General features: G+C 65.0%; 18 protein-coding genes and 3 pseudogenes. 6 read left to right on the forward strand and 15 right to left on the reverse strand.

The window, feature by feature from the left end; genetic code table 11:
* Positions 1-33 precede the first annotated feature (33 nt).
* A complete protein-coding gene (locus tag ACLIVD_RS34455) occupies positions 34-834 on the forward strand; it encodes an NADPH-dependent F420 reductase (protein WP_283334432.1) in 801 nt (266 codons plus the stop codon).
* 501 nt (positions 835-1,335) lie between these two features.
* On the opposite strand, the gene ACLIVD_RS34460 is transcribed toward ACLIVD_RS34455, so the two are convergent.
* From ACLIVD_RS34460 to ACLIVD_RS34485, 6 genes and pseudogenes are all read right to left on the reverse strand, one after another.
* Entirely contained in the window at positions 1,336-3,006 is a 1,671-nt protein-coding gene (locus ACLIVD_RS34460) for a CocE/NonD family hydrolase (RefSeq protein WP_283334433.1), read from the reverse strand.
* A 205-nt stretch (positions 3,007-3,211) separates the two neighbouring features.
* Positions 3,212-3,523, reverse strand: a complete 312-nt coding sequence (locus ACLIVD_RS34465) for a YciI family protein (protein ID WP_283334434.1) — start codon at positions 3,521-3,523, stop codon at positions 3,212-3,214.
* Positions 3,524-3,592: 69 nt separating this feature from the next.
* Positions 3,593-4,504, reverse strand: a complete 912-nt coding sequence (locus tag ACLIVD_RS34470; protein ID WP_283334435.1) for an NAD(P)-dependent oxidoreductase — start codon at positions 4,502-4,504, stop codon at positions 3,593-3,595.
* A 617-nt stretch (positions 4,505-5,121) separates the two neighbouring features.
* Positions 5,122-5,963 (reverse strand): annotated as a pseudogene (locus tag ACLIVD_RS34475) (HpcH/HpaI aldolase/citrate lyase family protein).
* Positions 5,964-6,287: 324 nt separating this feature from the next.
* Complete coding sequence (locus ACLIVD_RS34480; protein WP_283334436.1) at positions 6,288-7,505, reverse strand: CaiB/BaiF CoA transferase family protein; 1,218 nt, start codon at positions 7,503-7,505, stop codon at positions 6,288-6,290.
* A gap of 88 nt (positions 7,506-7,593) precedes the next feature.
* Positions 7,594-9,090: an aldehyde dehydrogenase family protein gene (locus ACLIVD_RS34485; protein ID WP_283334437.1), complete on the reverse strand. Its 1,497-nt coding sequence runs from the start codon at positions 9,088-9,090 to the stop codon at positions 7,594-7,596.
* Between the two features lie 218 nt (positions 9,091-9,308).
* Between ACLIVD_RS34485 and ACLIVD_RS34490 the strand changes: the two genes are divergently transcribed.
* Positions 9,309-10,292, forward strand: a complete 984-nt coding sequence (locus ACLIVD_RS34490) for a LysR family transcriptional regulator (RefSeq protein ID WP_283334438.1) — start codon at positions 9,309-9,311, stop codon at positions 10,290-10,292.
* Between the two features lie 160 nt (positions 10,293-10,452).
* Positions 10,453-11,850: an MFS transporter gene (locus ACLIVD_RS34495; protein ID WP_283334439.1), complete on the forward strand. Its 1,398-nt coding sequence runs from the start codon at positions 10,453-10,455 to the stop codon at positions 11,848-11,850.
* A 372-nt stretch (positions 11,851-12,222) separates the two neighbouring features.
* On the opposite strand, the pseudogene ACLIVD_RS34500 reads toward ACLIVD_RS34495, so the two are convergent.
* The 5 genes and pseudogenes from ACLIVD_RS34500 to ACLIVD_RS34520 form a co-directional block, all read right to left on the reverse strand.
* Positions 12,223-12,759: pseudogene (locus ACLIVD_RS34500) on the reverse strand (enoyl-CoA hydratase-related protein); the annotation flags it as partial.
* 166 nt (positions 12,760-12,925) lie between these two features.
* On the reverse strand, positions 12,926-13,831 hold the full coding sequence (locus ACLIVD_RS34505; protein ID WP_491931513.1) for an alpha/beta hydrolase: 906 nt from the start codon (positions 13,829-13,831) through the stop codon (positions 12,926-12,928).
* Between the two features lie 45 nt (positions 13,832-13,876).
* Positions 13,877-15,493 carry a flavin-containing monooxygenase gene (locus ACLIVD_RS34510; RefSeq protein ID WP_491931514.1) on the reverse strand — a complete coding sequence of 539 codons (1,617 nt, stop codon included), beginning with the start codon at positions 15,491-15,493 and terminating at the stop codon, positions 13,877-13,879.
* 105 nt (positions 15,494-15,598) lie between these two features.
* Positions 15,599-17,071, reverse strand: coding sequence for an aldehyde dehydrogenase family protein (locus ACLIVD_RS34515; RefSeq protein ID WP_491932955.1), 1,473 nt, complete (start codon positions 17,069-17,071; stop codon positions 15,599-15,601).
* 1,001 nt (positions 17,072-18,072) lie between these two features.
* A complete protein-coding gene (locus ACLIVD_RS34520) occupies positions 18,073-18,357 on the reverse strand; it encodes a YciI family protein (protein ID WP_283351113.1) in 285 nt (94 codons plus the stop codon).
* Between the two features lie 707 nt (positions 18,358-19,064).
* Here ACLIVD_RS34520 and ACLIVD_RS34525 point away from each other — a divergent pair.
* Positions 19,065-19,178, forward strand: a pseudogene (locus tag ACLIVD_RS34525) (thiamine pyrophosphate-binding protein); the annotation flags it as partial.
* A 234-nt stretch (positions 19,179-19,412) separates the two neighbouring features.
* Positions 19,413-21,722: a serine/threonine-protein kinase gene (locus ACLIVD_RS34530; RefSeq protein ID WP_491931515.1), complete on the forward strand. Its 2,310-nt coding sequence runs from the start codon at positions 19,413-19,415 to the stop codon at positions 21,720-21,722.
* A 98-nt stretch (positions 21,723-21,820) separates the two neighbouring features.
* On the opposite strand, the gene ACLIVD_RS34535 is transcribed toward ACLIVD_RS34530, so the two are convergent.
* Positions 21,821-22,447, reverse strand: a complete 627-nt coding sequence (locus ACLIVD_RS34535) for a TetR/AcrR family transcriptional regulator (RefSeq protein ID WP_280779562.1) — start codon at positions 22,445-22,447, stop codon at positions 21,821-21,823.
* Positions 22,448-22,588: 141 nt separating this feature from the next.
* On the opposite strand from ACLIVD_RS34535, the gene ACLIVD_RS34540 reads away from it, so the two are divergent.
* Positions 22,589-23,821, forward strand: a complete 1,233-nt coding sequence (locus tag ACLIVD_RS34540; protein WP_283333082.1) for an oxygenase MpaB family protein — start codon at positions 22,589-22,591, stop codon at positions 23,819-23,821.
* Here ACLIVD_RS34540 and ACLIVD_RS34545 read toward each other — a convergent pair.
* From ACLIVD_RS34545 to ACLIVD_RS34555, 3 genes are all read right to left on the reverse strand, one after another.
* Positions 23,806-24,312 (reverse strand): mycothiol transferase, encoded by a 507-nt coding sequence (locus ACLIVD_RS34545; RefSeq protein WP_283333083.1) that lies wholly within the window; start codon positions 24,310-24,312, stop codon positions 23,806-23,808. The genes ACLIVD_RS34540 and ACLIVD_RS34545 overlap by 16 nt on opposite strands.
* Positions 24,313-24,581: 269 nt before the next feature.
* Positions 24,582-25,670 carry an acyl-CoA dehydrogenase family protein gene (locus ACLIVD_RS34550; protein ID WP_283333084.1) on the reverse strand — a complete coding sequence of 363 codons (1,089 nt, stop codon included), beginning with the start codon at positions 25,668-25,670 and terminating at the stop codon, positions 24,582-24,584.
* Positions 25,670-26,848, reverse strand: a complete 1,179-nt coding sequence (locus tag ACLIVD_RS34555; RefSeq protein ID WP_491931516.1) for an acyl-CoA dehydrogenase family protein — start codon at positions 26,846-26,848, stop codon at positions 25,670-25,672. Before ACLIVD_RS34555 ends, ACLIVD_RS34550 begins: the two co-directional genes overlap by 1 nt.
* Between the last annotated feature and the right edge of the window lie 118 nt (positions 26,849-26,966).

Below are 26,966 nucleotides of genomic sequence, written 5' to 3' on the forward strand. Positions count from 1 at the left end.
ACCCGGGAGGACGCCGCGCGAACCCATCGAGCGATGTCACGTCAACACACCGTCGCCGGCACACGGCGCGCGAGAACTTATGAACAAAGGAGACAACCCATGATGATCACCGTCATCGGAGCCGGAGCCATCGGCGGCAACCTCGCTCGCCGCCTCAGCGACGCAGGACCCAACGTCCTCATCGCCGATGCCCGCGGGCCAGAGGCCGTCGCCTCGATCGTGCTCGACGCAGGCGTGCGTACTGTCGAGATGGACGCGGCGGCGCAGGGTCGCGACGTCATCATGCTGTCGATTCCGTTCTCGGTTCAGCCCGACCTAGCCGACCTCGTCGCCACCGCGTCGGCCGAGACGATCATCGTCGACACATCGAACTACTACCCGTTCATGATGGGACCGGTCGAGGACGTCGACAACGGACAGGTCGAGAGCCTCTGGAGCCAGGAGAACCTCGGTCGCCCCGTCGTGAAGGCATGGAACGCGGCCCTCGCCGGAACCCAGCAGACCAAGGGACTCCCGGCAGGCTCCCCCGGCCGCATCGCGATCCCGGTCGCAGCGGACTCCGCCGAGGCTCGTGCAACCGTCATGAAGCTCGTCGACGACACCGGCTTTGACCCCTTCGACGCCGGCGTGATCGCCGATTCGTGGCGTCAGCAGCCCGGCACCCCGGCGTACTGCACCGAACTCGGCCTCGAAGACCTCGGTAAGGCTCTCGCCGCAGCCGATAAGGACAAGGCGCCCATCACCCGTGACCGCCTCATGGAGTACTTCGGTTCTCTCGAGACCGCGCCTACACTCGACGAAACCGTTGCGATCAACCGATCAGCACACGAGTAGCACGTGCCGTCGCAGGCCACACACCTCAGCGGGTCAACCCGCTGCCGGCGCATCCGCGCGAATCAAGCCAACTGACGCCGTGTCGGCGGAAGAAGGAGACAAGATGCGCACCACGAAAACGGTGCGTGTCAAGAAGGAGAATGCCATGGGACGTCTGGACAATTCGCCCGAAACTCTTTGGCCAGCAGGTGCTGCAGCAAGCCGTCCTGGACCGCCATGTGTGGTGCTGACGTCGGGCGGGAACGGGTATGTTGGCGTCGAGAACAAACTCGAGCCAGATGATCATGTCGGCCAGGGTCTCCGCCTGCAGGGTGATGCCGTGTTGTGGCTCGGTGGCGGTCAGAATCCACCCTCCCCGAATTGCCACGGAGAGAGGTGGGCACAACCACGACTCACCGCCTACGATGCCCGGCGTCGGTAGTGCCTGGCTCCTTTCCCGTTCCGGTGTGTGCTGCGGTGCACGAGTACGACCTGCAGTGACACGGTCGATACAGTGTTACGTCACCGACGAGGGATGACGGGCAGAAGCAAGCGCGAGGGGCGAGTTGCGTCGTGATGAACAGTCTGGTGCGCAGTGCGAAGTGTCGTCGTGTCCCCGGAATTGAGGTTCCGGTCCCAACGGGGGAAGCTGCTCGAGGTCACGTGCACGCGGAGTCGGTGACCGGCCTTGATGACGATGCTGGTGGACCACAGGTCGATCTCGTACGTATCAATCCGACCAGCTTCCGTCGCGGCGCGGGTGATGCCGTCCACGATATTGTAGGAACGTCCGAGCTCGTCGACATCGCACAGTCGGACAACCCAGTCAGTACTCGGTCCGTCGGTGGCGGCGCAGATCTGCGCTCGTACCTGGCCGGTGATCTCGAGGTCCGCGTCGAATACTGCAGACGAGAAGACCATGACATCGGTTCGATTCTCCACATTCCTCTGCTCTTTGGGCCCTGGGGGAAACTCGTTCGCCATGAAGAGCGCCCCGCCGCACGTCGGGACCGGATCGGCCGGGTCGTAGGTGAATTCGGAGTGCGCATCCTCCTCCTCGGGAGCGTCGAACGACAGCACTCCTTCCGCACGGAGATACAGCGGCGTCTCGACTGCTCGCTCCAGCGGCCAGTCCGGCTCGTCACGCCACTCGTTGATGCCCATCACGAAGATGCGAACAGGGGCACTGTCGGTTTGCTGCAGCGAGTCGAGACCGAGATAGCGGTCGAACCAATCTAATTGAAGATCGGACAGACTCGCCACACCCGGCGTCGGTGGCACAATCGAGCTCATCCCGAAGTTGACCTCACCGACCTGGCCGACTTCGAGAGCCGGGATGTGCATGTGGGCCCACGGCCCCATCACGAGTTGCGTAGCGATTCCTCGCTCTCGCATTGCAACGTAGTTGTTCAGCGTTCCCTGTGTGAAGAGGTCGTACCACCCTCCGATGTTCAAGCTGGGCACAGTCACCTGATCGAAGTGACCTTCGTTGCGGCTCTCGTCGATCGTGGCGGGATCGTCCAGTGCGCGAGACACTCCGAGGTCAGGCAGCCCAGACCTGGTGATCGCGGGGAGCTTGGCGGCCGGCAACTCCCAGTACGTTTTCGTAACAAGGTTGTCCACATCCGCCGCGGTCACCGACATCGCCGATGCAATGTCCTCAGGCTTGCTCACTTTCGGAATCTGCCCTAGTGCCTGGCCGAGTCCCCACATCGTGTTCATACCCAGTTCGATTGCACCACCGCGGAACAGGAGACCGTCCTCCGGATCGCTCCACGTCACCTGCGGGGCCATGGCGGCCAACGACGGAGCCCCGGCAACGGCAGCAGCCCATTGCGTCTGTCCGCCGTAGCTTTTCCCGAACATTCCGACTTTCCCGTTGCTACCAGCGATAACGCTGGCCCACTGCACAGTATCGTAGCCGTCGTTGCGCTCGTGTGCCCAAGGGAGCCATTCGCCCTCCGAGGCGTATCTGGCGCGAGTGTCCTGCAATACGACGATGAAGCCGCGTTTCACCGATGCGATGACGTCGATTTGCAGGTAGTTCGTCATCGGGTTCGTCTTGTCGTACGGAGTACGATGTAACAACACAGGATGAACATCGGAATCTGCCGGGCGGTAGACGTCCGCCCGGAGGATCGTTCCGTCGCGCATCGGCACTTCAACATTTAACTCGATCTTGATCTCATCCATCGTCATCTCCATTTCGATGAGGTTTACGTCGCGTCGATACAACGGCTAGAACGCCCGGGTTTGCACCAGGGGACCGACCCGAGGTGACGAAAGTGATCCTCGTCGGCAGTTTGGATTTCCAATATCTTTCGGCCATCAACATTCTGAGATTTACGGCAGCCATCTTGCCCCAACGTTCGGCTATGACCGGTCCAACGGTCGCCTTTCAGGGCAGTGTTGCGGGGCGATGGTCAAGACGCTCCTCGCCAATCGATAAGGTCCAACGCTGTATCGACAGTTCCTTGACGATGCCGTGCGCGTGGAACGGGTCGTTGTCTGCGAGTTCCTCCACCCGTGCGACGGATTCGACGTCGAGAATGAGTAGTCCGCTGGGCGGGCCTGGCTCACCCAGTGGGCCAGCCAGGACGAGCTCGCCCGCGTCGGCGAGTTGGCGAAGATATGCACGGTGCTCTGGGCGGTGCTCCGAGACGAGGGTGGAGTCGTCGATGTAGTGGTAGGTGAGAGCGAAAAGTGGCATGTTCGATGCTCCTTTGGCACTAGGGGTCGCGGTGCCCGTCCTCCCCGAGGAGAGGACGGGCACCGTGAATCACGCGGAGACTGTGGCTTTCTCGACGTTGGCACCGAGGGTGACTGCGAGTCCGGTGCAGTCGCGCTCGCCGGCGCCCGCGGCCGACGCGTCAGCGAACAGCTTCTGCGCAGCAGCAGCAGTGTCGAGTCGTACGTCGAACTCTGCCGCAGTGGCGGTGGCCAAGCGCAGGTCCTTGTGGATCAGATCGATCATGAATCCGGGCTCGTATCCGTGGGAGGCTGGTGAGGTTTCGACCACATCGGGCAGCGGGAACCAGTTACGGAAGACCCAGCTGTCGCCCGAGGATCGGGTGACGATGTTGAAGTACACCTGCGGGTCGAGACCGAGGCGCTGGGCGAGTACCGAGACCTCACAGGCGGTGGCCATTCCGACCGCCATCAGCGCGTTGTTGACGACTTTCATCGCCTGCCCGTCGCCACTCGGCCCGACGTGCACGATGTAGGAGCCGACCGACTTGAGCAGAGGCTCCGCGACCGCGACGTGGTCGATGTCGCCGCCGAGCATCAGGGTCAGACTGGCGTCCTCGGCACCCTGCACACCGCCGGAGACAGGGGCGTCGACGAAGCCGACTCCGTGTTCCTTCGCCGTTTGTGCAAGCGAGCGCGCGGTATCGATCCCGATCGTCGAACAGTCGACTACGACGGTGCCCCTGGGCATGTGGACGAAAGCGCCGTCCGGACCGGTGACCACCTGCTCGACAACCTTGGCGGACTGCAACATCGTGAACACCGCGTCGACATCGCGGACAGCATCTGCGATGGACTCGGCGATCTCGACACCGTTGGACCGCGCGGCCTCGCGTGCAGTCTCGGAGACGTCGTAGCCGCGGACGGTGTGTCCGGCCTCGACCATGTTGCGTGACATCGGGACACCCATGTGGCCGAGGCCGATCCAGGCAATCTTGCTCATCAAGTACTCCTTCGAAAGCCCGGTGCGCTAGCGCATTCGGTCTCTTCGTTGTTACGGACGATACTCAGTCTGGGTGCGAATGAAGGCGAGGTCAACGACCATATTCGCGTCGCCCTGTTGCAGAACTGCACGACCTCCCGCCCCCGGCGGGACGGGTCCGCGGATGTGCATGCAACCGTCGCACGTCAGTGGCGTGGACCCGCGGCTTCCGGAGGAGGAACTAGCGAACTGGTTCGTGATTCGTTTGTTGCGCAAGGGATTCTGGAGTATCTCGTCCGAAGGCCCATCGTGGCAAGCAGAATGGCATCGTCGGGGATGCCGCCACAGGCGTGGCGAGAACCTCCCGGCAGGTAATCTGCGTTCTCAGTCTTGCCTCAGTGGAACGGCGGTTGCGTTCGACGGACATAGTGGCACCATGTGCGTGGCAGCGCACCATTAGTCGTTTGTCGTCGGGTCGCCGTGTGCGAGGCACTGGGATGGTTACTTCGCTTGTCCGTCGAGGACGAGGGTCATATGCCCAGCAGGTGCTGTGCTGTGCTGTGCTGTGCCGTTCTGAGGGGCCGCCTGTGTACCCTCGGGGTCCCTCTCACCGACCCGGGGTGCCCCTGTAGCACTGGTTACACGCCGAGTCCGAGGGCCGCCGCGAGTTCGGTGATCTTCTGCGCGTGTGCCAGCCGGGGACGGTCGCTGCCGTCACGAATGGTGCGGCCGCGGGTCTCAAACTCGGTGAGAAAGTTGCCCGCCCAGACGATTTCCGACGCCGTGGGGCTGAGCAGTTCGTTGATGACCGCGGGCTGGGCGGTGTCGAGGCAGAGCTTTCCGGTCATTCCCATCGAGGCCGCCGCTGTGGTGCGTTCCCGCAGGACCGCGCGATCGTCCTCCACTGTCGGCCCATCGATCGGGCCGGGAAGATGACCTATCCTGCTGGCGACGACAAGGCGGGACCGGGGATAGGCCATGGCGAGATCGTCCGGCCCCGCACCGGCGTCGCGGCGATAGTCTCCGCTGCCGAACGCGAGACCGAACGTGCCGCGCGCTTGGGCGATCGCCGGTGATGCTTCGATGCCGACTGCTGACTCCACCAGACCCAGCACCGGAGTCCTGCCACCGAGACGGTCGAACGTTTCGGAGACCTGTTCTGCGGTTTGGTCTTGGCGAGCATCACACCGTGCAATCCGGGTAGGTTGGCGAGGTGGTCGACGTCGTCAGCCCAGAACGATGTGGTCCGGTCGTTGATTCGCACCCATGCCGACCGTGTCTCGAGCCACGCGGCGACATCTAGTCGGGCGCCGGCTTTGTCCCGCGCATCGACGGCATCTTCAAGGTCGAGGACGACCTGATCGGCAGCGGACGTCAGTGCCGTTTCGAAGGACTCCGTCCTCATCCCGTTGAGCAGCACCCATGACCGGGCGGCGAGCGCATCGACAGGGCGGGTGGCGGTCACTGCATGATCAGGCATTACGGCTCCTTGTAGATGACACACGCTGTAGAAAGGGAATGGGGTTCGTGCAGGCTGAAGAAGCGGCGGTACGGTCGTGCGGTCTGGGCGGACGGGGCGCGGTGCGCTCCAGAAACGGTGTGGTGATGTCAGGCCTGCACGTCGACGTGTGGCGGCCGGCGGCGTATGCAACCCCCGTCGGGCTTCGTTTTCCAAGGCGGGGATCGTCAGCCGGACCTGGCATGTTCAGTTCGGGAACCTCCAATGGCGGCTCCCCGATACCACCCCGACCCGTCCTCGCCGAACATGACGTTGGCCATGTCGGATCACAGAGTCGGTCGAATGTCAGCTACCACTGTGCGAGTACGCGTATTCCGTGGGAGCGGTGCTGTTCTCCTCGTCGTCGAGCCAGTCGAGAACGGACTGGGTGTGCTGACCGAGCATCGGCGGGGCATCGTGGGTTTCCCGCAGCAGCGACTCGCCGGTGGCAGATTCCATCCGAAGCGACGGCCCCGGCAGCTGGACCCTGCCCGCGGCGGCGTGCTCCACATCGATGAGCAGACCCTGGCTGCGGGTCTGCTCCCACTCGTACACCTCGTCGATCGTGCGAATGGCCCCGGCCGGTACCCCGGCACCGGTGAGGTCGGCCAGCACCTGCTCGCGGGTGCGATCGGCGAACGACGCCTCGATCTCGGCGATGAGTTCGTCACGGTGCGCCACACGGTCGACGTTGACCGCGAACCGTGGCTCGGAGGCTGAAAGACCCGCGATCGGCGCGAACTTCGCCCAGATCGCTTCACTGCCGACGGCGACCTGGATGAACCCGTCCGAGCATCGGAAGCTGCCGTACGGGGCGATCTGCGGGTGGTGGTTGCCGCTCGGCTGTGCGACCTGCTCGGCGACGGTCCATTTCGTGCCGTGGAAGGTGTGGGCGCTGATCGCCGCCGCCAGCAGCGAGGTCCGCACGATCGACCCGCGCCCGGTGCTCGCCCGCCCGGCGAGGGCGGCGGACACGCCGGCGGCGCCGTGGACCCCGGCCAGCACGTCCGCGATTGGGACACCGATGCGGGTCGGCCCCGACTCGGCGGTGCCGGTCAGCGCCATCAATCCTGCTTCGCCCTGGGCGATCTGGTCGTAGCCGGCACGCGTCCCCTCTGGGCCGTCGTGACCGAATCCGGTGATCGACAACGTGATCAGGCGCGGATTGAGCTCCTCGAGGACCGCGGCGGTGAATCCGAGCCGGTCGAACGCGCCGGGCCGGAAGTTCTCGATGAGCACATCGGCGCGGGCGATCAGGCGGCACAAGGCGCGGTGCCCGTGCTCGCTCTTGAGGTCGAGTTCGATGGATTCCTTGTTGCGGTTCGCGGACATGAAGTACGAGGACTGGTCGTGCTCCGGACCGACGAATGGGGGTCCCCAACTGCGGGAGTCGTCGCCGTGGCCGGGGGTTTCAACCTTGATCACCCGGGCGCCGAGGTCGCCGAGCATCATGGCGGCGATCGGTCCTGCCAATGCTCGCGACAGGTCGAGAACGAGCAGGTCCTTGAGCGGTCCTGTAGTCATGTGGTTTCCGTCCTTAAATGGAGAACGCCGGTGAAGCAGAGTGGGCATGCTTCACCGGCGTGGTCTGGGGTGCGGTCGTCGGGGCCCGTTACCGGGCGGTGCGCAGACGCACGTTGATCTGCTTGGTCTGGGTGAAGCCTGCGAGCATGCCCTCGAGGGAGGCCTCCCGGCCGATGCCGCTCTGCTTGTAGCCGCCGTAGGACTGCCCGACCATCTGACCGCCGCCCTGGTTGACCTGAACCCATCCGGTTTCGAGCGCGTTGGCCGTGCCGATGGCCCGGTCGAGGTCGTGCGTCCACACGTACGCCGCCAGCCCGTAATGCGAGTCGTTGGCCATCTTGATGACCTCGGCCTCGTCTTTCCAGGGGATCACCACCACGACCGGGCCGAAGATCTCTTCGCGAGACAGACGCCAGTCGTTGTTCGCGCCGGCGAAGATCGTGGGCGCCAGGTAGAAGCCGTCGTTGCGGTCCACCGATCCGTCGAGTGCGACGGTGATGCCCGGGGCGGCGAGGCCGTCCTCGACGTAGGAGGTCACCGATCGGAACTGCTTGTCGTTGATGATGGCGCCCATGTCGGTGCTCTCGTCGAGGGGGTTTCCGACGACCTGGCTGCCCAGGGTGGCGGTCAGCCGGCCGAGTACGTCGTCGTAGATGTCCTCGTGCAGGAACAGGCGGGACCCGGCGGTGCAGCTCTGGCCCTGCCGGTGCACTCGGGAGGACAGCAGCAGGTCGCCGATCAGATCGTCGTCGTCTGCGGCGTCCGGGAAGACGATGGACGGGTTCTTGCCGCCCAGCTCCAGCGAGACGTGGGCGAGCCGTTCACCGGCTGCCTGGGCGACGTGTCTGCCGACCTCGGTGGATCCGGTGAAGGAGACCTTGTCGACGCCGGGGTGTTGCACCAGGCGCTCGCCGGCGACCGATCCGAGGCCGGTGATGACGTTGAGGACTCCGGCGGGCAGGAATTCGGCGCAGATCTCGGCGAGCAGCAGCACGCTCAGCGGTGCCGCCTCGGCGGCCTTGACGACCACGGTGTTGCCGGTGGCCAGTGCGGCGGGGATCTTGAATCCGGCGATCATCAGGGGCGAGTTCCACGGCAGGATGGCGCCGACGACACCGAGGGGTTCGAGCCGGGTGTATTGGAGCTGATCATCGCCTGCGGGGAGCACGACGCCCTTGCTCTCCCCGGCGATGCCGGCGAAGTAGCGGAACAGATTGGCCAGGGTCTGGGCTTCGGGCCGCGCCTGGGTGCGGATGGCGTTGCCGGTGTCGAGTGCGGTCAACGAGGCGAGGTCCTCGATGCGGGCCTCGATCGCGTCCGCGATCTGGCCGAGCACTCGTGCCCTGCTGGTGAAGTGCTGGGCGCGCCATGCCGGGAAAGCGGCTCGCGCGGCGGCGACGGCCCGGTCGACGTCGGCAGCCTCGCTGGTCGGTACCCGTCCGATCACGTGGTCGCGCAGAATCGGTGTGGTGACCTCGGTCCATTCCCCGCTGATCGCCTCGACCCAGCGGCCGTCGATCAGCATCGGGAAGTCGCGAGCCGCCGGAATTCCGAGGCTTGCGGGTGCGACCTGGGTTGAGGTCATCGTGGTACTCCTTAGACATAAAACCTTGAGGTGCAGATAGTTTCGAATCACAAATGGTCATGCGGCGGGGCGAAGACTCAGCCCCGGCGACGGAACGCCTGACGTCGGCTGACTTCTACGGTGCGCCACAGCTCGTGCGCGGTCAACCACCAACATCACGCCGCAGGGATGCAAAAATGCACCAAGGAAGGGATACCGGACGAGTAGAGTTCGGGTGCATGACCGGCCGCAGTACATCATCTACCGACGAGCCCGCAGCAGCGCCTCCCACGACGGCCACGCCGCGGGCGATCGACATACGACAGGTCCGCGCCGACGACTTCCGTTATCTCAGCGCTATCGCCCGCACCGGGACCCGCCGTTCCGCCGCGATCGATCTCGGGGTCGACCACACGACGGTGTCGCGGCGAATCCACGCTCTGGAGAAGACTCTCGAGGTGCGCCTGATCGAACGTGGTGCGGACGGCTGGGAGTTGACCGACATCGGACAGGCGGTCGCCGAACGCGCACGCGCGATCGAGGAATCACTTCAACTGGCGGTCGACGCCGCAGTCGGCGGCGCCGGCAGCGCGCTGCGCGGGACGGTGCGTGTCACGGCACCGGACGGATTCGGCACACTGATCGTCACCCCAGCGTTGGCCCGGTTACGGATGCAGCACCCCGACCTCTCGGTCGAGCTCCTTACCGCCACCCGCCAGCTCAACCTGCACCAATCCGGCTTCGACGTCGCGATCGCCGTGGGAACACCGGTGAACAGCCGCCTGGTGTCCGAGCTGATCAGCACCTATTCGATGGGCATATACGCGACCGACGACTACCTCCGCCAGCACGGGACCCCGGACTCGATCGAGGATGTGAAGAACCATCCGATCATCTTCTTCGTCGACTCCCTGCTACAGGTCGGCGACCTCGATCTGGAGCGGCATCTGCCCGGCGCCCGCGCCAAATTCATGTCCACGAACATCTTCTCGCACGTCGAGGCTACCCTGGCCGGCGGTGGCATCGGTTTGCTCCCCGCCTTCATGGCCAAGCCCTATCCCGAACTGATTCGCCTGCTCCCCCGGGAAGTCGACGTCCACCTGACGTTCTCCCTGGCCGCCCGACGCGAAAGCCTGACCAACCCGACCGTGCAGGCGGTCCGTCACGCCATCCACGCCGAAGCACTGCGACGAAAGTCGGATCTGCTGCCTCCGGTGAAGTGAGCCGGCTGCGGCCCTCCCCCATCTTGGTGCAGTTCTGCAACAGCCCCGCGTGCGATTGGCTGTTGCCCGACTCGATCACTGCCGCGAATACTTCTCAGCAGAGAGTGCACGGTGTCACATCCCGGCACTGGCTGTAACCCGAACCACGTAGGAGTACGCAGTGGATCACACAACCCCCGCAGGTGGCGGCAGCGCGGCTGCGCCCACCCCGTCGGGCCTGAAGAAGGTCGTCGCGGCCTCGATGGCCGGAACGATCGTCGAATGGTACGAGTTCTTCCTCTACGGCACCGCCGCCACCTTGGTGTTCAGCAAGGTGTTCTTCGACGCCGGCATGAGCGAGCTGACCGCAATCATGTCCGCATTCGTCACCTACGCAGTCGGATTCGTCGCCAGACCGCTCGGCGGCATCGTCTTCGGCCACTTCGGCGACAAGTACGGGCGCAAGTCACTGCTGCAATTCAGCCTGGTACTCGTCGGCAGCGCCACATTCCTCATGGGCTGCCTGCCCACCCACGACCAGATCGGTTTCTGGGCACCGACTTTGCTGGTGACCTTGCGGTTCATCCAGGGCTTCGCGGTCGGCGGCGAATGGGGTGGCGCAGTACTCCTCGTCGCCGAGCACAGCCCCAACGACCGCCGCGGGTTCTGGGCCAGCTGGCCCCAGGCCGGGGTACCCGGCGGCAACCTGCTCGCCACCATCGTGCTCCTCGTGCTCACAGCGACGCTGTCCGACGAAGCATTCCTCAGCTGGGGCTGGCGGGTCGCGTTCTGGCTGTCGGCCGCGATCGTGTTCATCGGCTACTACGTGAGGACCAAGGTCTCCGACGCCCCCATCTTCGTCGCCGCCAAGGAGCAGACCGAGAAGGTCGCCGCAACTTCATACGGTGTGTTCGTGGTCGTCAAGCGCTACCCACGGGGAGTATTTACCGCGATGGGACTGCGCTTCGGCGAGAACATCATGTACTACCTGGTGGTCACCTTCACCATCACGTATCTGAAGATCGTGGTGCACACCGACACCAGCACCATTCTCTGGTGGATGTTCATCGCACACGCAATCCACTTCGCCGCAATCCCCCTTGCCGGTCGACTCTCCGACCGGATCGGCCGTCGGCCCGTCTACCTCTTCGGCGCCGTCATGGCCGGCGGATGGGGCTTCTACGCCTACCCGATGATGAACAGCGGCCACAACACCGTCATCATGTTCGCCATCATCGTCGGACTGATCTACCACGCGTTCATGTACGCCGCGCAGCCCGCCACGATGGCGGAAATGTTCCCCACCCGCATGCGGTACTCCGGTGTCTCTCTGGGCTACCAGGTCACTTCGATCGTCGCCGGGTCGCTCGCTCCGATCATCGCCGTCGGGCTGCTCGAAAAGTTCGACTCGTCGGTGCCGATCGCGCTGTATCTCGCTGCGGCGTGCGCCGTCACCGCGATCGCGGTCCTGTACACCCGGGAATCGAAGGGTCTCGCTCTCGAGAGCATCGACCTCGCCGACGCCGAACGCGAACGCGAACACCAGGTCACCAGCACGGCTTCTGCCGGGGTGAAGTAGGACCGGCGTAGCCACTAGACGTCCGCGTCGGATGGCCACGCTCACCGTGCCCTCCGACGCGGACCACGTCTTGCCCTACCGGATAGGCGGGATACGTTGCACCTCAGTGCAGTACACCCACTCGGCGGCTCAGACGGCGTCCGCGAATGTGCCTCTCGCGTCACCGTTGCGGGGTTTCCGATTTGGGTGCCGAAGCGTTACATCCGGGCCGTTCGCGGACGGAAGCGGTGCGCTCGTCCACGGCGAGGAAGCGGGCCGTGACGCGGTCCAGCGACGACGATTCGCGGCCGATCCCTCCGCGTAGACAGATCTGATCGCTCAGACCGTCGTCACCGAGAGTGGCCACCCGGGGGGTGGGCGGCCTCTCCCGTGTGCCTTGATCGCGTCGACACGGTCGCCCGTCAAGATCATCTCTGCCGCCCGCGCCATCCCGACGGCCTTGGGCAGCAGCCACGCGCCACCGTCACCCGGGATGATTCCGAGCTTGACGAAGCTCTCCGCAAAGAATGCCTTTTCACTGGCAATGCGGAGGTCGCACATGAGGGCGAAGTCGCATCCGGCACCGATGGCAGGGCCGTTCACTGCTGCGATGAGAGGCACGTCGCAGTTGTACATGACCCGCGGAATCCGTTGTATCCCAGCTCTGTAGCCATCCCGTTGTTCGTGGGGCTTCCCCCCGAACAATCCGCGACGATTCGCCATGTCCTTGACGTTGCCGCCGGCGGAAAACGTCGATCCGGCACCGGTGACGATGACAGCTCGCACACCGTAGTCGGCGTTGACGGCCTCGACGCAGGCGACCAATGCGTCGACCACCTCCATCCCGGAAATAGGATTGCTCTGCGCGGGTAGATTAATCGTCCATGTCTCGATGAACCCCTCGCGTTGGACGAGGACTGGACTATCCATGGGTGTATCTCCCTTATCTTCACTGCGGATCGATCGTTCGACTGATGCCCGACCGGCACGCGAACGAACTCGTCGGCGGCGGTCCAGACAGACCGCCGCCGACGAGCACGTTCACCACTTGCCGCCGAGAGCCTTCGCGTTCATACGCACGCGGCGCGGGCGGAGTTCAGGCGAGGCCCAACTTGGGTCGCAGCCACTGGGCAATCCGGCTCAACGCTTGATCCGCCTCGGGTGCCCGTCCCGCGTTGAAGTGAAATACATGCTGTTGCTCATCGACCACGTCGAGCACGACCTCGCCGCTCACCTTCTCGATCAATTCGGCCAACCGACGTGAGTCGTCCAGCAGCGTCTCGAAGCCTCCGACCGATACGTACACCGGAGGGAAGTCGGTGTAGTCGTTGAGCAGTGGGTTCGCGCGCGGGTCCGTTGCATCTGCGGGTTCGGAGAGGAACATCTCCCGCATCATTTCCAGAACCGCCCTCTTGGCCAATACGTCGACCGCGTCGTTCGATTCGACCGTCAACCCCTTGATCTCCATATCGAGCCAAGGCGAAAGCGTGACGACGGCAGCAGGAGTGGGTAGTTCCACGCTCGCGAGTTCGAATGCTGTCGAGATCGCGAGATTGGCACCCGCCGAGTCGCCGACAGTCGCCGTGTTCTCCGCCTTGTAACCTTGCGTGCGGAGCCACTTGTGGACGGCCATGCAGTCTTCGAGTTGGGCCGGGTGCTTGTGCTCCGGCGCGAGCCGATAGTCCACGATCAGAGCGTGAACACCCGCCAATTTGGCGAGGTGTGCCGCGAGCTTGCGGTGTGAGAACCGTGAACCTGTCACGAACCCACCACCGTGGGTGAAGACAATCACGCGGTCCTCGGCGGCCCCCAAAGGCTTGGCCCACGTTGCCGGCACACCGTTGGCTGTCACTTCCTCATAGGTGACGCCGACGGGTTCGATGGTCGGAAGATGCCACTCTTCGAACATATCTCGCTGACTGGCGAGGTCCATTCCTTCGGACCGGGTAAGCCACGAAGCGTACAGGTCGTTGAGGAACAGGGATTCTTTGCTCACGGACATGTGTTGCTCACTTTCATCACTACTCGAGGGAGGCAAATTGACTGCTCAGGAAAGCGTGAAGCCCTTGTATCCCGCACACACTGTCTCGTCCCACTTGGCCAGGTAAAGGGGAAGACCACCGGGGTAGTTCAGCAACTGCCGCGGCTTACCCGGGACGTTGGCACCCATGTACCAGGAGTCGGCTTTGTCATAGAGCGCCTCGGCCGTCAGCTCGGCGACGTGATCGGACCAGGCAGCATCCGCGTCCGCCTCGGACTCGATGCGGTTCAATCCGTTGTCCCGCATGTAGTCGATGGTGTCCACGATGAGGTCACCTTGGATCTCGGCGCAGCTGGGCCCGTTGCAGAAGCCCGACGGGCTCAGCGGTCCGTAGAGGAACAGCAGGTTGGGGAATCCTGCCGTTGCGACCCCGAGGTTAGCCCGCACACCATTCGACCACTTGTCCCGGAGCAACGTACCGTCGGTGCCGCGAATGTCGATGGCGGTCAGTCCACCGGTGACGGCGTCGAAGCCCGTTGCATAGACGATGATGTCGAACTCGTGCTCTTCCGATGTGGTCTTCAGCCCGGTGGGCGTGATCGTCTCGATCGGGTCCTCGTGCAGATCGACGAGACGCACGTTGTCCTGGTTGAAGATGTCGTAGTACGTCTGCTCCAGCGAGGGGCGCTTCACGCCGAAGGGGTACGCCTTCGTCATCGGCGCCAGCTTCTCGGCGATGACCGGGTCCTTGATCCGGGCACGCGTCCGGTCACGCCAGAACTCGTAGGCCGTGTCGTTTGCCTCATCGTCGACGAAGACGTCTTGGTACGTTCCGAGCCAGAACTCGAAACCGTATTCCCACAATCGCTCATAAGTGGTGGTTCGCTCCTCGTCGCTCACCTGGAGGGCTGACTTGGGAATGAAATCGAAGTCGAAGCCGGAGAATGACGCCGAACGACGACTGAATCTGTCCGCCAGATCGGACTTGATCTTCGCGTTGTCCTCGTCGGTGAGCTGGCGCTGTCGCATCGGGAGCGCCTGAACGGGGGTGCGCTGGAAGATGGTCAGCTGTGCGGCTTCCTTCGACGCCTCCTGAGCGACCTGCACGCCGCTGGCGCCGGTACCGATGATGGCGATTCGCTTTCCTGCGAAATCGATTCCGCCTTCAGGCCACAGACCGGTGTGGTGGTTGATCCCTGCGAAGCTGTCCATTCCCGCGAGCTTCGGGAAGATCGGCTTTGCCGCGAATCCGGTGCACAGAACGAAGTACTTGCAGACGAAAGCGCTTCCGTTCTCCGCGGTCACGGTCCAGGTGTTCGCCGTCTCGTCGAACTCGGCGGAAGCGACCCGGGTGTTGTAGTAGATGTCCTTGCTCAGATCGAGCTTCGCGTCGACGTACTTGAAGTAGCGGCGCAGTTCGTCACCTCCGGGGTAGAGCTCGGAGAATGCGAATTCATCCCATAGGTCGGGGCGCGTGAACTGGTAGATGGGACCTTCGCTGTCCACTCGGGCACCCGGGTAGCGGTTCCAGTGCCAGATTCCGCCCAGACCCTCACCCGCCTCGACTACTTTCACCGAATAGCCTCGACTCCGCAGATTTTCGAGCTGGTACAGCCCGGCGAATCCGGCTCCTACAACGAGAACGTCGAGTACTTCGGTCACGGCTGGTGCGGCAGTGCTCATGTTGGCCTCCTCTTGATGTCAAGGGCTACTTGGGGGTTTGTCGATTGCGCTCTGTGTCGCAGAAAGTGACGAACTGATTGCGGGAAAGCTCGTCCGGTGCAGCTTCTAGGTCCAGCGGACATACGCAGTCTTGGTGGTTGTGAAGAAAGTACGTGCGGCCTTGCCCTGTTCTCTGCTCATGCTGCTCGAGCCTTTGAGGCCACCGAACGGCACATGTGGCTCGACACTGCTCGTCTCGCGATTGACATGTACCAACCCCGATTGTGTGCGCCGGATAAAGGTCATCGCCGTCGCGATGTCTCTGGTGAACACTCCAGAGGACAGGCCGTAGTCCGTGTCGTTCGCGGCCTTCAGCGCACCGTCGAATCCATCGACCTCCTGCACGGTCACGACTGGCCCGAAGATCTCTTCCCTGACGAGCCTGCTCGTCTCGGACACCCCGGCAAGGACTGTCGGTGCGATATAGCAAGTGTCGGAATCGAACTCCCTGTCCGTAAGGAACTCGGCGTTCTCGTCGCGTGCGAGTCGCAGGTAACCGGCCACGGTGTCACGTTGCTCCACCGAGGCAAGGGGCCCGATGTCGGTGGCTTCGTCGTACGGATCACCGACGACCAGCGCGTCAGCATGCTTCACCACCAGTTCTCGTAGTCTGGGAGCGACGGTGCGGTCGACGTAGACCCGGCTCGTCGCTGTGCAGCGCTGTCCGGTGTGGAGCATGGCGCTCTTCACGATCTGTAGCGCTGCATCCTCGACATCGGCGTCGGCGAGAACAATGGACGGGTTCTTGCCGCCCAGCTCGAGCTGGACCTTCACGTTGCGATCGGCGACGGCCTGACGCAGTCGCGACCCGACTGCACCCGAACCGGTGAACGTCAAGGCTGCGAGTCGCGCGTTCCCGGTGAGTGCCCCCGAAAGCTTTCTACCGCTGCCCGTCACCAGATTGAGGACCCCCGCGGGCAACCCGGCTTCTGCGAGGATCCGCGTCAGAAACACTGCGGATCCGCAGGCCGGTTCTGCAGGCTTCCACACAACTGTGTTCCCGAAACCTATTGCCGCCGCGATTTTCCATGCCGGAAGCGCGAAGGGGAAGTTCCACGGTGTGATTGCACAAACGACGCCGAGCGGCTCCTCCACCGTCATCAGCATCGTGTGTGAATCAGCACTGGGGTATGTCTCTCCACTGGGCTGCAGGATCTCACCGGCGTAGTAGCGGAGAATGGCGACACTTCGCAGGACCTCGGCGCGTGCGTCGCGGATCGCCTTCCCCATGTCCGCGGTGATCGTCAGGGCAGCGTCGTGAACGCGGATTTCCAAAAGGTCAGCGGCAGAACGAAGAAAGTCCGACCGCTGAATCGCTGTTGTCTCGGACCACGCTGGTTGAGCACGGCCGGCGGCCGCATAGGCAGCCTCGACATTGCGGGGAGTCGCCGAAGCGTAGATTCCCGTCACGCGGCGGAGATCGGAGGGATCTACCCGCTCGTAAGTGTCGGTGGCAGCGCTCCATCGGCCTGCGATATACAGCGTTCTCCCGAAAGCGATCGATGACGGCAATGCTGGGTGGTCCACGTTTACGGACATCTTTGTTCCCCGATCTATATAGGCGCAGAATTGGTTTGGAAGTTCACCATCCGGCGCGGAGTTGAATCGCCTGATCAGCCGTCCGTGCTGCGCGGCAGGCGTGCCAGTACGAAACCATTCTCGGCAGTTCTGCAGTCGAAAGGAATTGGAAATTCGCTTCCTTGTCCTCAAATGTCCTGCACTCAGCGCGTTTTGAAGACTCACAGGCATCAGACTCGCTGCTGCCTGACGCTTCGGCCGGCTCGTGCCGAGCGGGAAGATGCACGACAAACGTAGCGGGATCGAAGTGGTGGGCGGCATAGATGGTCGATCCTGGCGGCATACCCGCGCCCCCTTACAACCTTGCGCAACATATTCTTGGGGACGCACGCGCGCCAATCTGTCTTGACCGCAGAGACTTCGAAACTGGACTTCACAAGCAGGCATGCCCGTCACCGCAGTTCCGACGTCGTTGTCAAGCGAGAAGGGTGCGGGTTGGCAGCGGTCACCTTCGCTGGAGCTACAGCACAAGTCGGGAGCGTAGCTTGAGCCACAGAGAGATCAACCGTCATAGACGGAGAGGTGACTTTACTGCCGCGGCTTGAAACTCACTGTTCGCAGTTGAACGCAATCGTGCTTGTGTGGACCAAACATCGCAGATTCAGGCCTTGGACCGGACCACGCCGACCCAGTCGATGCGGATCGGCTCGGGAGGGAAGCACACTCACGACTACGCCCGACACCGCACCTTCACCCTGTTCTCCGCCACGGACATCGCCACTCGGCATCATGGATGAAGCTTGTGGAGGTGTTGGTTCGGAATGAGAACGGCAGGCCGTCCACCGCGGACCTTCGGCTCCGTGAAGGAGCTGACCACCAAGATCCGCGCCTTCATCAACGGATGTAACACCCGCTGCGCGCCGTTCGTCTGGACCAACACCGCCGACCAGGTACCTACCGAAGGAAAACCGTGAAGATACCTCGACACCGAGCCACCAGGGTATGAGCGTGCCCCACTGTCACTAGATGCCGACGAGAGGGCCTATGACTGGATTCCATTGGTAAATGCGCTGCTCTACGACGACACCCTGCTTGACGTAAGGATCCTCCGCAAGCAAGGAACGCAAAGCGTCTTCGCTGGCCGCCTGGAATACCAGTAGGGCTCCGGCGCCGTCGGCCCAGGCGCCGGCCTCCTGCAGCATGCCTCGGGCAGCGGCATCCTTGACGAAAATCAGGTGTTCGGCATGCGCAGCCTCTTTGACAGAGGCATCGGTGGTATACGACCAGATCACAGCAAACAAGGCCATGGTCACTCCTCGAGTGGGGGAAAGAAACGGTTCCGAACATGCACACGGATTGCGCACCTGAGAAGGTTAGAAGTACGGATGAGGTGACTCGTGTCCTACTTCGCAACACTGGCTGCCCATTGAAGATGATGATTCATGAAACGGAATCGGATCTGACCGGCGTGTCGCAAACCCGCGAAGGCGGCCATCGCATGACTCTTCGAGAGACCTACCGACTCACTCCAGGAAGGACAACGCGATGGTGCTCGTAGGCGTTGACGGCGGCTTCTGCCTTTGCGCCATTCGTAGCCGTCGCGCCAGTAGGCGACCCAGCCCACGGAGATAGCGGTCCGGGACGCCGTAAGACCAGTCCCCATTCTCCTCGCCCAGCGGCGGCCGTACTCGACCGGCTCCGCCACGGCGACCTCATCAACACCGTCCAGCCAGACACCGCGGTGACTGTCACCGCACACGTCCAGCCATAGACGGTGTGGTGTCCGTCGGCGGCGCACCTGGTGTTCGGTCCCAGGAGTGGTTGGAAATTGCTTCCCAACCATTCACCTGGGCCGTTCGTCGCCATCGCCTGGTGCGCCGCGGTACGACTTCTTCACCGACACCCATACCTATGCGCCTCGAGCGCGACACCGCCTCGGCCAATGCCGCAGCGGACCGTATCCAGTCGTCCCTTGCCCGTGCCGTCAAGTCGGGACGACTCGACGGCAATGCCGCCGGAGGACGACACCGCCATCGCGCTGTCCGAGGACACCGCCGCCCGCTACGAGGCGTACGGCTGGCACGTGCAGATCGTCGAGGGCGGCGAGGTCGCGGCCGTGAAGAAGGCCGCGACCTTCCCGCCGGCTGGGCCGACGTCGTGATTACCTGCCCGTTCAGTTCGTGGAGGTACCAAGGACCACATCATTGCCCGCCATAGGTGAACACCCCTCGCACTGGTTCCGGCCCCGCCGGGAGCGCGTGACGGCCTGCTGTTCCGTACCCTTCGCGCACCGTCAGGAATACCCTGGCAAGTACGCCCCCATGCACCTCCCGGAATCTGCAACGCCCGGAATCGGACCGCCATGAACGATCGCCCGCCGAGTGATTCGACGGTCGCGTCTGGGCCGCCCACCGAACTGGGTCAGGACACCCAGCTGCCGCCGTCGACAACGTCGGGCGCCGAATCGGTGTTCGTGGTGGAAAGCGGTGTCGAGCGCCTCGTCGCGGATTGGGAGTCGTCCGGTTCGCCGGCCGAGCTCACCGAGTATCTCCCCGACACGGCCGCGATCAGGCGGGCCGCGCTGATCGAGCTGATCAAGGTGGACCTCGAATACCGGTGGCTGCGGTCGGGCCACCCGAAGCGCATCGCCGACTACTGCCTCGAATTCCCGGAGCTGCTCGCGGAACCACTGCCACCGGAACTCGTCTACCTGGAGTACCGGGTCCGCCGTCAAAGCGGCGCCGACGTCGATCCCGACGAGTACGTCACCGAATACCCGCAGCAGGCGGCCCGGTTCGAGACCCTCCTCGAACACGACCGCCGCATGGACCGGCGCACCATCACTGCGGAACTCGGCCCGGGCGACGACCTCGACGTCGGTGAACGCCTCGACGATTTCGACCTGATGATGGAACTGGGTCACGGCGCGTTCGCGCGGGTGTTCCTCGCCCGGCAGCGTTCGATGCAGCGGTGGGTGGCGCTGAAGATCTCCCGCAACATCGGCAACGAACCGCAGACACTTGCGCAGCTCGACCACCCGTACATCGTCCGCGTCTACGACCAGCGGGTGCTGGAGGACCGCCGGCTGCGGGTGCTGTTCATGGAATACGTGCCCGGCGGCACGCTCCTCGACGTGGTGCGGCTGGTCCGCAAGACCCCGCCGGAGCAGCGATCCGGACAGCTGCTGCTCGATTCGGTCGACCGGATCCTCGCGGAGAGAGGCGAGATCAAGCCGGAGTATTCGAGTGTGCGGGACGAGATCGCGGCACTGTCGTGGCCGGAGACGGTCGCGTGGATCGGGTTGCGATTGGCCGACGCGCTCGACTACGCCGAGGAGCACGGCGTCCTGCACCGCGACATCAAACCGGCGAACGTGCTGCTGGGGCTCGAAGGCATCCCCAAGCTGGCCGACTTCAACGTCAGTTCGAGCGACAGCGTCGAGAATCGCGGCGCCGGCGGATTCATCGGCGGCTCCGTCGCCTACATGTCGCCCGAACAGCTCGAGGTGATCGACCCGAGCATCCACCGGACCGCGTCCGACCTCGACACCCGCAGCGACATCTTCGCGTTGGGCGTGATGCTGTGGGAACTGCTGACCGGGGCACGCCCGTTCCCGGACGACGACGGAACCACGTCACCGCCGTCGCCTCAGGTCCTTCTCGAGTCCCGACGCCGGGGAGTGGACCCGGAACGATCCGCGCTTCCCGAGGACTGTCCCGCCGCGCTGCGGCGCATCCTGGTGAAGTCGCTCGCACCCGACCGGGACGATCGGTGGTCGAGTGGCCGGAAGCTGACACGGCAGTTCGCGCTGTGCCTCGACCCGCACGCCCGCGATCTCGTCGACCCGGCGCCGGGAAGCGTGCGGTCCACGATGTGGCGGTGGGCGCTTCCCATCGTGATCGCCGCCGTCGGCATCCCGAACCTGCTGGCAGCCGGATACAACTACTACTACAACAAGGTGCTGATCATCGCGACGCTGCCCGTCGAGGCGCAGGAGGATCTCGAATTCGTGCATCTGGTGATCGGCGGGATCGCGTTCCCGCTGGGCGCAGTGCTCATCGTCTACTGGTGTCGACTCGCGCTCACGGTGCCGCGCGGTCTCCGCAACGGCAGAACCTACAGTTCCGAGGTGCTGGAGAAGGCGCGTGCCACGACGCTCGGGCTCGGCCATCGCGCGGTCGTGGTCAGCTTCGGGCTGTGGGTCGTCGCCGGCGTCGCCTACCCGGTCGCCCTGGAGATCACCGCCGGCGGGATTCCGTTGCGCGCATACACGCAACTCCTCGCGTCCCTGGCCGTGTGCGGGGCGGTCGCGCTCGCCTACCCGTTCTTCATCCTCACGTTCTACGCGGTGCGATGCCTCTGCCCGATCCTGCTGTCGCACGGCGAGTTGCGCGGAAACGACGGACGCAACATCCGGGCCCTCGGCCGGAGCATGCCGCGGTACCTCGCCGTCGCCGCGGCCGTCCCGTTGATCGGGGTCGCCGGGCTCAGCTTCGTCGGCGGAAGCACCGGCGACGCCGTGAACGCGACGGTGCGCGCGCTGTGTCTGGGCGGCATCTTCGCCTTCATCGCCGTGTATCAATTGTTCCGGCGGATCGAAAGCGATCTGCGTGCGCTCGAGAGGGTCGTGTGGCTGGAGGTGCCGGGGTCGCCGACCAGGCGGCGGCGGTAGGAGCGGCCGTCGCAAAAAAGAAGGCCCCTGGCGCTGCCGGGTCGGGGTCCGACAGCGCCATGGGCTCACTGTGTATTTCTCTCGAAGCCCCCTCGGCGTTACACCCCGCGTTTCGCGCGCCCGGCGAGGCCGCCCATCGTCATGTCGTAGAGGACGGTGGCCAGCTCGTTTCGCCGCTCGCGGAGGTCGCGGCGGAGATATTCGAGGCTCACCTCGCGGTAGCTGACGGTGAGCACCAGGAGCAGGGCTTCGAGGTCGACATCCGGACCGATCGCCGACGGATTCAACGTCACATACGTACGCAACAGGTCGCGGCACCGTTCCTCGATCCGGACCGAACGGTGCGCGGTGAGGGCAAGGTGCGGGGCGTCGTTGAGCAGCGAACCGAGGATGTCGCGATACCTGTCCAGGACGGCGAGGAGCTGGGACTGCAGCGCCGCGTCCTTCAGGAACGTGCCCTTCGCGACGGCTTGCTCGAGTTGCGTCCCGAACGTGGCGGTGGTTTCTTCCATGATCTTGTCGATCAGGACCTCGATGATTTCGTCCTTGTTCGCGAAGTACTGGTACACCGACCCCTTCGAGATGCCGGCGGCCTCCGCGATGGCGTTCGTGCTGCAGCCGGTGTAACCCTTGGCCCGCAAAACCTGACCAGTTGCCGACAAGATGCGCGCGACCGTCTCCTGCGACCGCTGCTGGGAGGGGTCTTTCCGCTGGCCAGTGCCCATTCGCTGAACCCTCCCGGTCTGCCTCACAATGCGACTTGTACCCGTCCGATTCGGTGGGGTGAACTGTAACTCACAGCCCCGCGAGCCGGGGCTGAGGCACAAAGACGCCCCCTTCTCGACTACCGAATCGAGTGCACCGCAATGACAGAAACCCAGTCCCGGGAGTCGGCGCCCGGCTTCTCCGACTTCACGCCGCCGCGGCGGTTCGACATGGACTCGGAGTGGGGTCGCCGCTCGATGCGGACGCTGTCGCGGTTCGTGCACGGCGACCCGACGCCCACCCCGGCGGAGCGGGAACTCCACGCCCGGGCGGTGGTCGGTCAGGACGAGATCGGTGCCGCTCTGGCGCGGGCCGTCCTCGTCGACAAGACCGTGACGATGGCCCAGTTCTCCCGGGCACTCTCCGACGGCATCGGCAGCGTGCCCGACGCCGCGCAACCGCTGGTCGCGTTCTTCGACGCAGTGGACCGTCGGCCGTCGTGGGTCGACGACCGCCGCCTCGAGCACGGGGCCGCCGTCTGCCTGCGCAGCGGCATGACCGGACTCGACCTGCTCGCGACCGGTTCCCTCATGAACGGCTACCGCAGCGCCGCCACCTCCCGCCAACTCGTGGCCACCGGCAGGCTCGTCGGGGACGGCGCCGGTCAGCGCGTGGCCGAGACCGTGCGGTGGTGGTACGAGTGCGTCCTGCCCGGTGGCATGGACCGCGACCGCCGGGGCTGGCAGTTGTCCGTGCACGTCCGGTTGATGCACGCGTTCGTGAACCTGACCCTGCTGCAGGACGAGAACTGGGACGTGTCCGACTGGGGCATGCCGATCAACCAGTCGGATCAGGCCGGGACGCTCGCCCTCTTCTCGACGACATTCCTCGTCGGACTCCGGTCGCTGGGGGTGTGGGTCTCCGCCGACGAGGGCCGCGACGTCATGCATCTGTGGCGGTACATCGGCTGGCTGATGGGCATCGACGAGCACTGGCTGGTCGACGACGAGAACACCGGACGCCGCAACATGTGCCAGATCGGGATGTTCGCTCCCGGTCCCGACGACAACTCCAGGGTGCTGGCCGACTCACTGCAGAAGTCGTGGGCCACCTTCCACTACCCGCATGCAGAGTCCCTGCGACGCCGGCTCAACCGCCAGCGTCTGCTCAGCATCCAGCGGTTGTTCTCCGGCAAGCGCGGCATGCAGGAACTCGGATTGCCGGTCGTGCCCGCCTGGTTCGTTCCGCTGGCACTGGCGGGGAACGGGACGCTGCACGGTGCAGCCAGAGTGAGTCCGGCGGTCCGTGACCGCGTCGGCCGACGCTCCCGGCGACGAGTCGAGGCGTGGCTCGCCGCCAACGAGACGTCGTCGCGGGCTCAGCGGCGCTCGTAGATGCCGCGGACGTACGCCGCCTGCCCGGCATGCTGAAGATCGTCGGAGACGACGCTGATCAACCGGACACCGAGAGTGACTGGCGGATCCCAATTCTCGTCGACGATCCGGTCGAGGTCGTCCGGGCCGATCGACTGGACGTAATCGACGGTGCGGTCGTGCACGGCATCGTGATACTCCCGCAGGAGGCCGGCGCCGGTCCGAACCTTCGCCACCTCGTCCGCGGAGTGCCCGTAACCGATGTCGGCAACCGGGAACGGGAGGTCGAGGCGCTCCACCCACCCGCCGGAGGTCCACACCTGCGCGGTGCCCGCGACACCGGCGACGTGGTCGTCCTGCACTCGCGTCAGATGCCAGATCAGCCAGGCGATCGTGTTCGCCTTCGCGTCCACCCGAAACGTCAGGGCGTCGGCGGGGAGATCGGCCAGCGTGGAATGCACGGTCTCCTGAATGCGATCGAAGGCGTCGGTCAACAGCGCGCTATGGTCCACGATCTTCCTTTCGTCGTGTTCACATCACGTTCCACTATGACCCCCCTCGGGCTCACAGAACCGGCACGACATGTCCCCGGCACCCCGGGCGGCCGCTGACCACCACGGCGGCCGGGCTACGCCGGTGACGATCCGAACCGCCGAGCGTCACGGGTGGGCGGAGGTGTGAGGGTGTCGGCTGTGGTCGGTTTCTGTGGTCGGTTTCTGTGTTCGGCCTCGAGTAGGGAGCTGAAGGCTCGGCTACGGAGGAGATCGTGGCGGTTCCGTTTTCATGACACGGACCTTGCGATCACGGCGTCGAGGTACCGGCTCGCGGAGTCCTCGACGCGGGCGCCCTCGGCGACCATCGGCCACGCACCGTCCATGCCGCCGACAATGGCCGCGCGGGAGAGGAACCCCTCCCAGAACGCCGGTGACCCGAACTCGCCGCGCCACTGCAGGGCGGGAAGGGTGACCCGGTGCAGGGTGTGCTCGTGGGTGGTCCCGATCGCGCCGTGCACCTGGTGGACGTTGCGCACCGCCACGGCCAGGGCCTGCGAAACGACGCTGCGCGCGACCGCAACGCGGAACTGGGACAGCTCGCCGTCGAGGTCGTCGGTGAGGGCGTCGGCGAGCGCGGTGTCCACGGCAGCGCGGGCCAGCACGGACTCGGCGGCGATGTCGACGACGAGGTTCTGCACGGACTGGAACTTCGCCAGGGCGCGACCGAACTGGCTGCGGGCGGTGGTGTGCTCAATCGCCGAGGCGAGCATGCCGTCCATCGCGCCGACGCACTGCAATGCACGGGCGAGCGCGCCGCGCAGGACGTACGCCTCGACGGCCGCGGTGGGTACGGGTGACCAGGAGATGCCCTCACCGACGGTGACAGAGCCGGTCGGCACTGCCGAGATGCCCTCAATGGTCGTGATCGTCAAGCGGTCGGTTGGCACGTCCGCGAGCTCATGGGTATCGCCGGCGGGGCGCACGCACACGACGGTGGCGGTGGCACCGGCCCACGGGACACCGTGCGCGGTCCCCGAGGAATCGAGCAGCGCGACGGTGGCGGTGGAGTCGGACGAGTCGTCGATCCCGGCGGCGCGCCGGAGCGGCCCGGCCAGCAGGTCAGTCTCGGCGTACGGGACGGCCACACCGGCGGCAGCCGCGGTGCGCAGGAGCGCGGCGGCTTCGGCCCAGCCGGCTCCGCTGCCCCCGGCGTCCTCGGGCGCGGTGAGCCGGGCGACGCCGACCTCCCGCAGTGTCGACCACACGGCGTCGGCGTCGGGCCGGACGTCGGGGCCGGAGAAACCGGAGACGACGTCGGAGAGCATCGCCTGCAGGTCCTCGTCGACGGAGAGGTCGACGGTCGTGGCGGTGGTCATCAGCGCATCCCCAGTCCCCGCGCGATGACGCCGCGCAGAATCTCGTTGGTGCCGCCGCGGAGCGTGAAGCCCGGGCGCTGGTGGAGGCCCGCGCGCAGCAGGCCGTGGATCTCGGCGACCGCGGCGGTGCCGTTCGTGCCGGCGAAACCGGGTGCCAGCTCGTCGCCGAGCCGGGTGGAGACGGTGTCGACGATGTCACCCTCGGTGGCGGTGCCGAGCAGCTTGACGAGGGCTGCCGGGGTGTCGGCGGGTTCACCGCGCTGCAGCGCGCCGGCGATGTTCTGGCTGAGGTTGTGCAGTCCGGCCATCCGGGCCACGGTCCGGCCGAGGTCGCTGCGCTCGGGCAGGGCTCCGGTGGAGATCGCACCGATCTCCGCGGCGAACAGGCGGAACGAGGAGAGGAACCGTTCAGGGCCGCTGCGCTCGAAGGCGAGCTCGGAGTTGACCTGTTCCCAACCGTTACCGAGGGTGCCGAAGACCATTGAGTCCGCCACGAAAACGTCCTCGAGGACGACCTCGTTGAAGTGGTGGTCCCCCGAGAGGGAGACGATCGGCCGGATGGTGACGCCCTCGCTGCGCAGGTCGACGATGAACTGACTCAGACCCGCGTGACGGTACGAGGTGTCGAGCGGTTCGGTGCGGCACAGCGCGATGAAGGCCTCCGCGTACTGGGCCCCGGAGGTCCACACCTTGGTCCCGGTGATCCGCCAGCCGCCGTCGACCTGAACGCCCTTGGTGCGGACACTGGCCAGGTCGGAGCCGGCGTCCGGTTCGGACATGCCGATGCCGAAGCAGCACTCGCCGGCGGCGATGCGGGGCAGGTAATCGTGCTTCTGCTCCTCGGTACCGTAGCGAAGCAGGGACGGGGCGATCTGCCGGTCGGCGACCCACTGCGCGGCGACGGGGGCGCCCACGGAGAGCAGTTCCTCGGTGACGACGAAGCGCTCGAGGTGGGTTCGGCCGCGGCCACCGAACTCCGTGGGGATCGTCATCCCGACCCAGCCGCGTTCGGCGAGGCGTCGGGTGAAGTCCTCGTCCCAGCGGGTGAGCCAGGTGTCGATCCAGGGTATGAGCCGCCCGGCGTCGACCTCCTCGGCGAGAAACGCGCGTACCTCGGCACGCAGGGCGTTCATCTCATCGGTCGCCACCGTGGTCGGTGGCGCGAGAGTCGAACTCATGGGGCCTCCTGATGAGTCCTGCCCGGGCGGCGCCCGGGCGATCGGGGTCGACTGTGCCGCGTTCGGGGAGTGCGCACAGTCAAATCAAGGGTCGGTCCAGACCGCGGGTCGCCCTGCC

This window comes from Rhodococcus sp. G6(2025), from assembly GCF_058628105.1.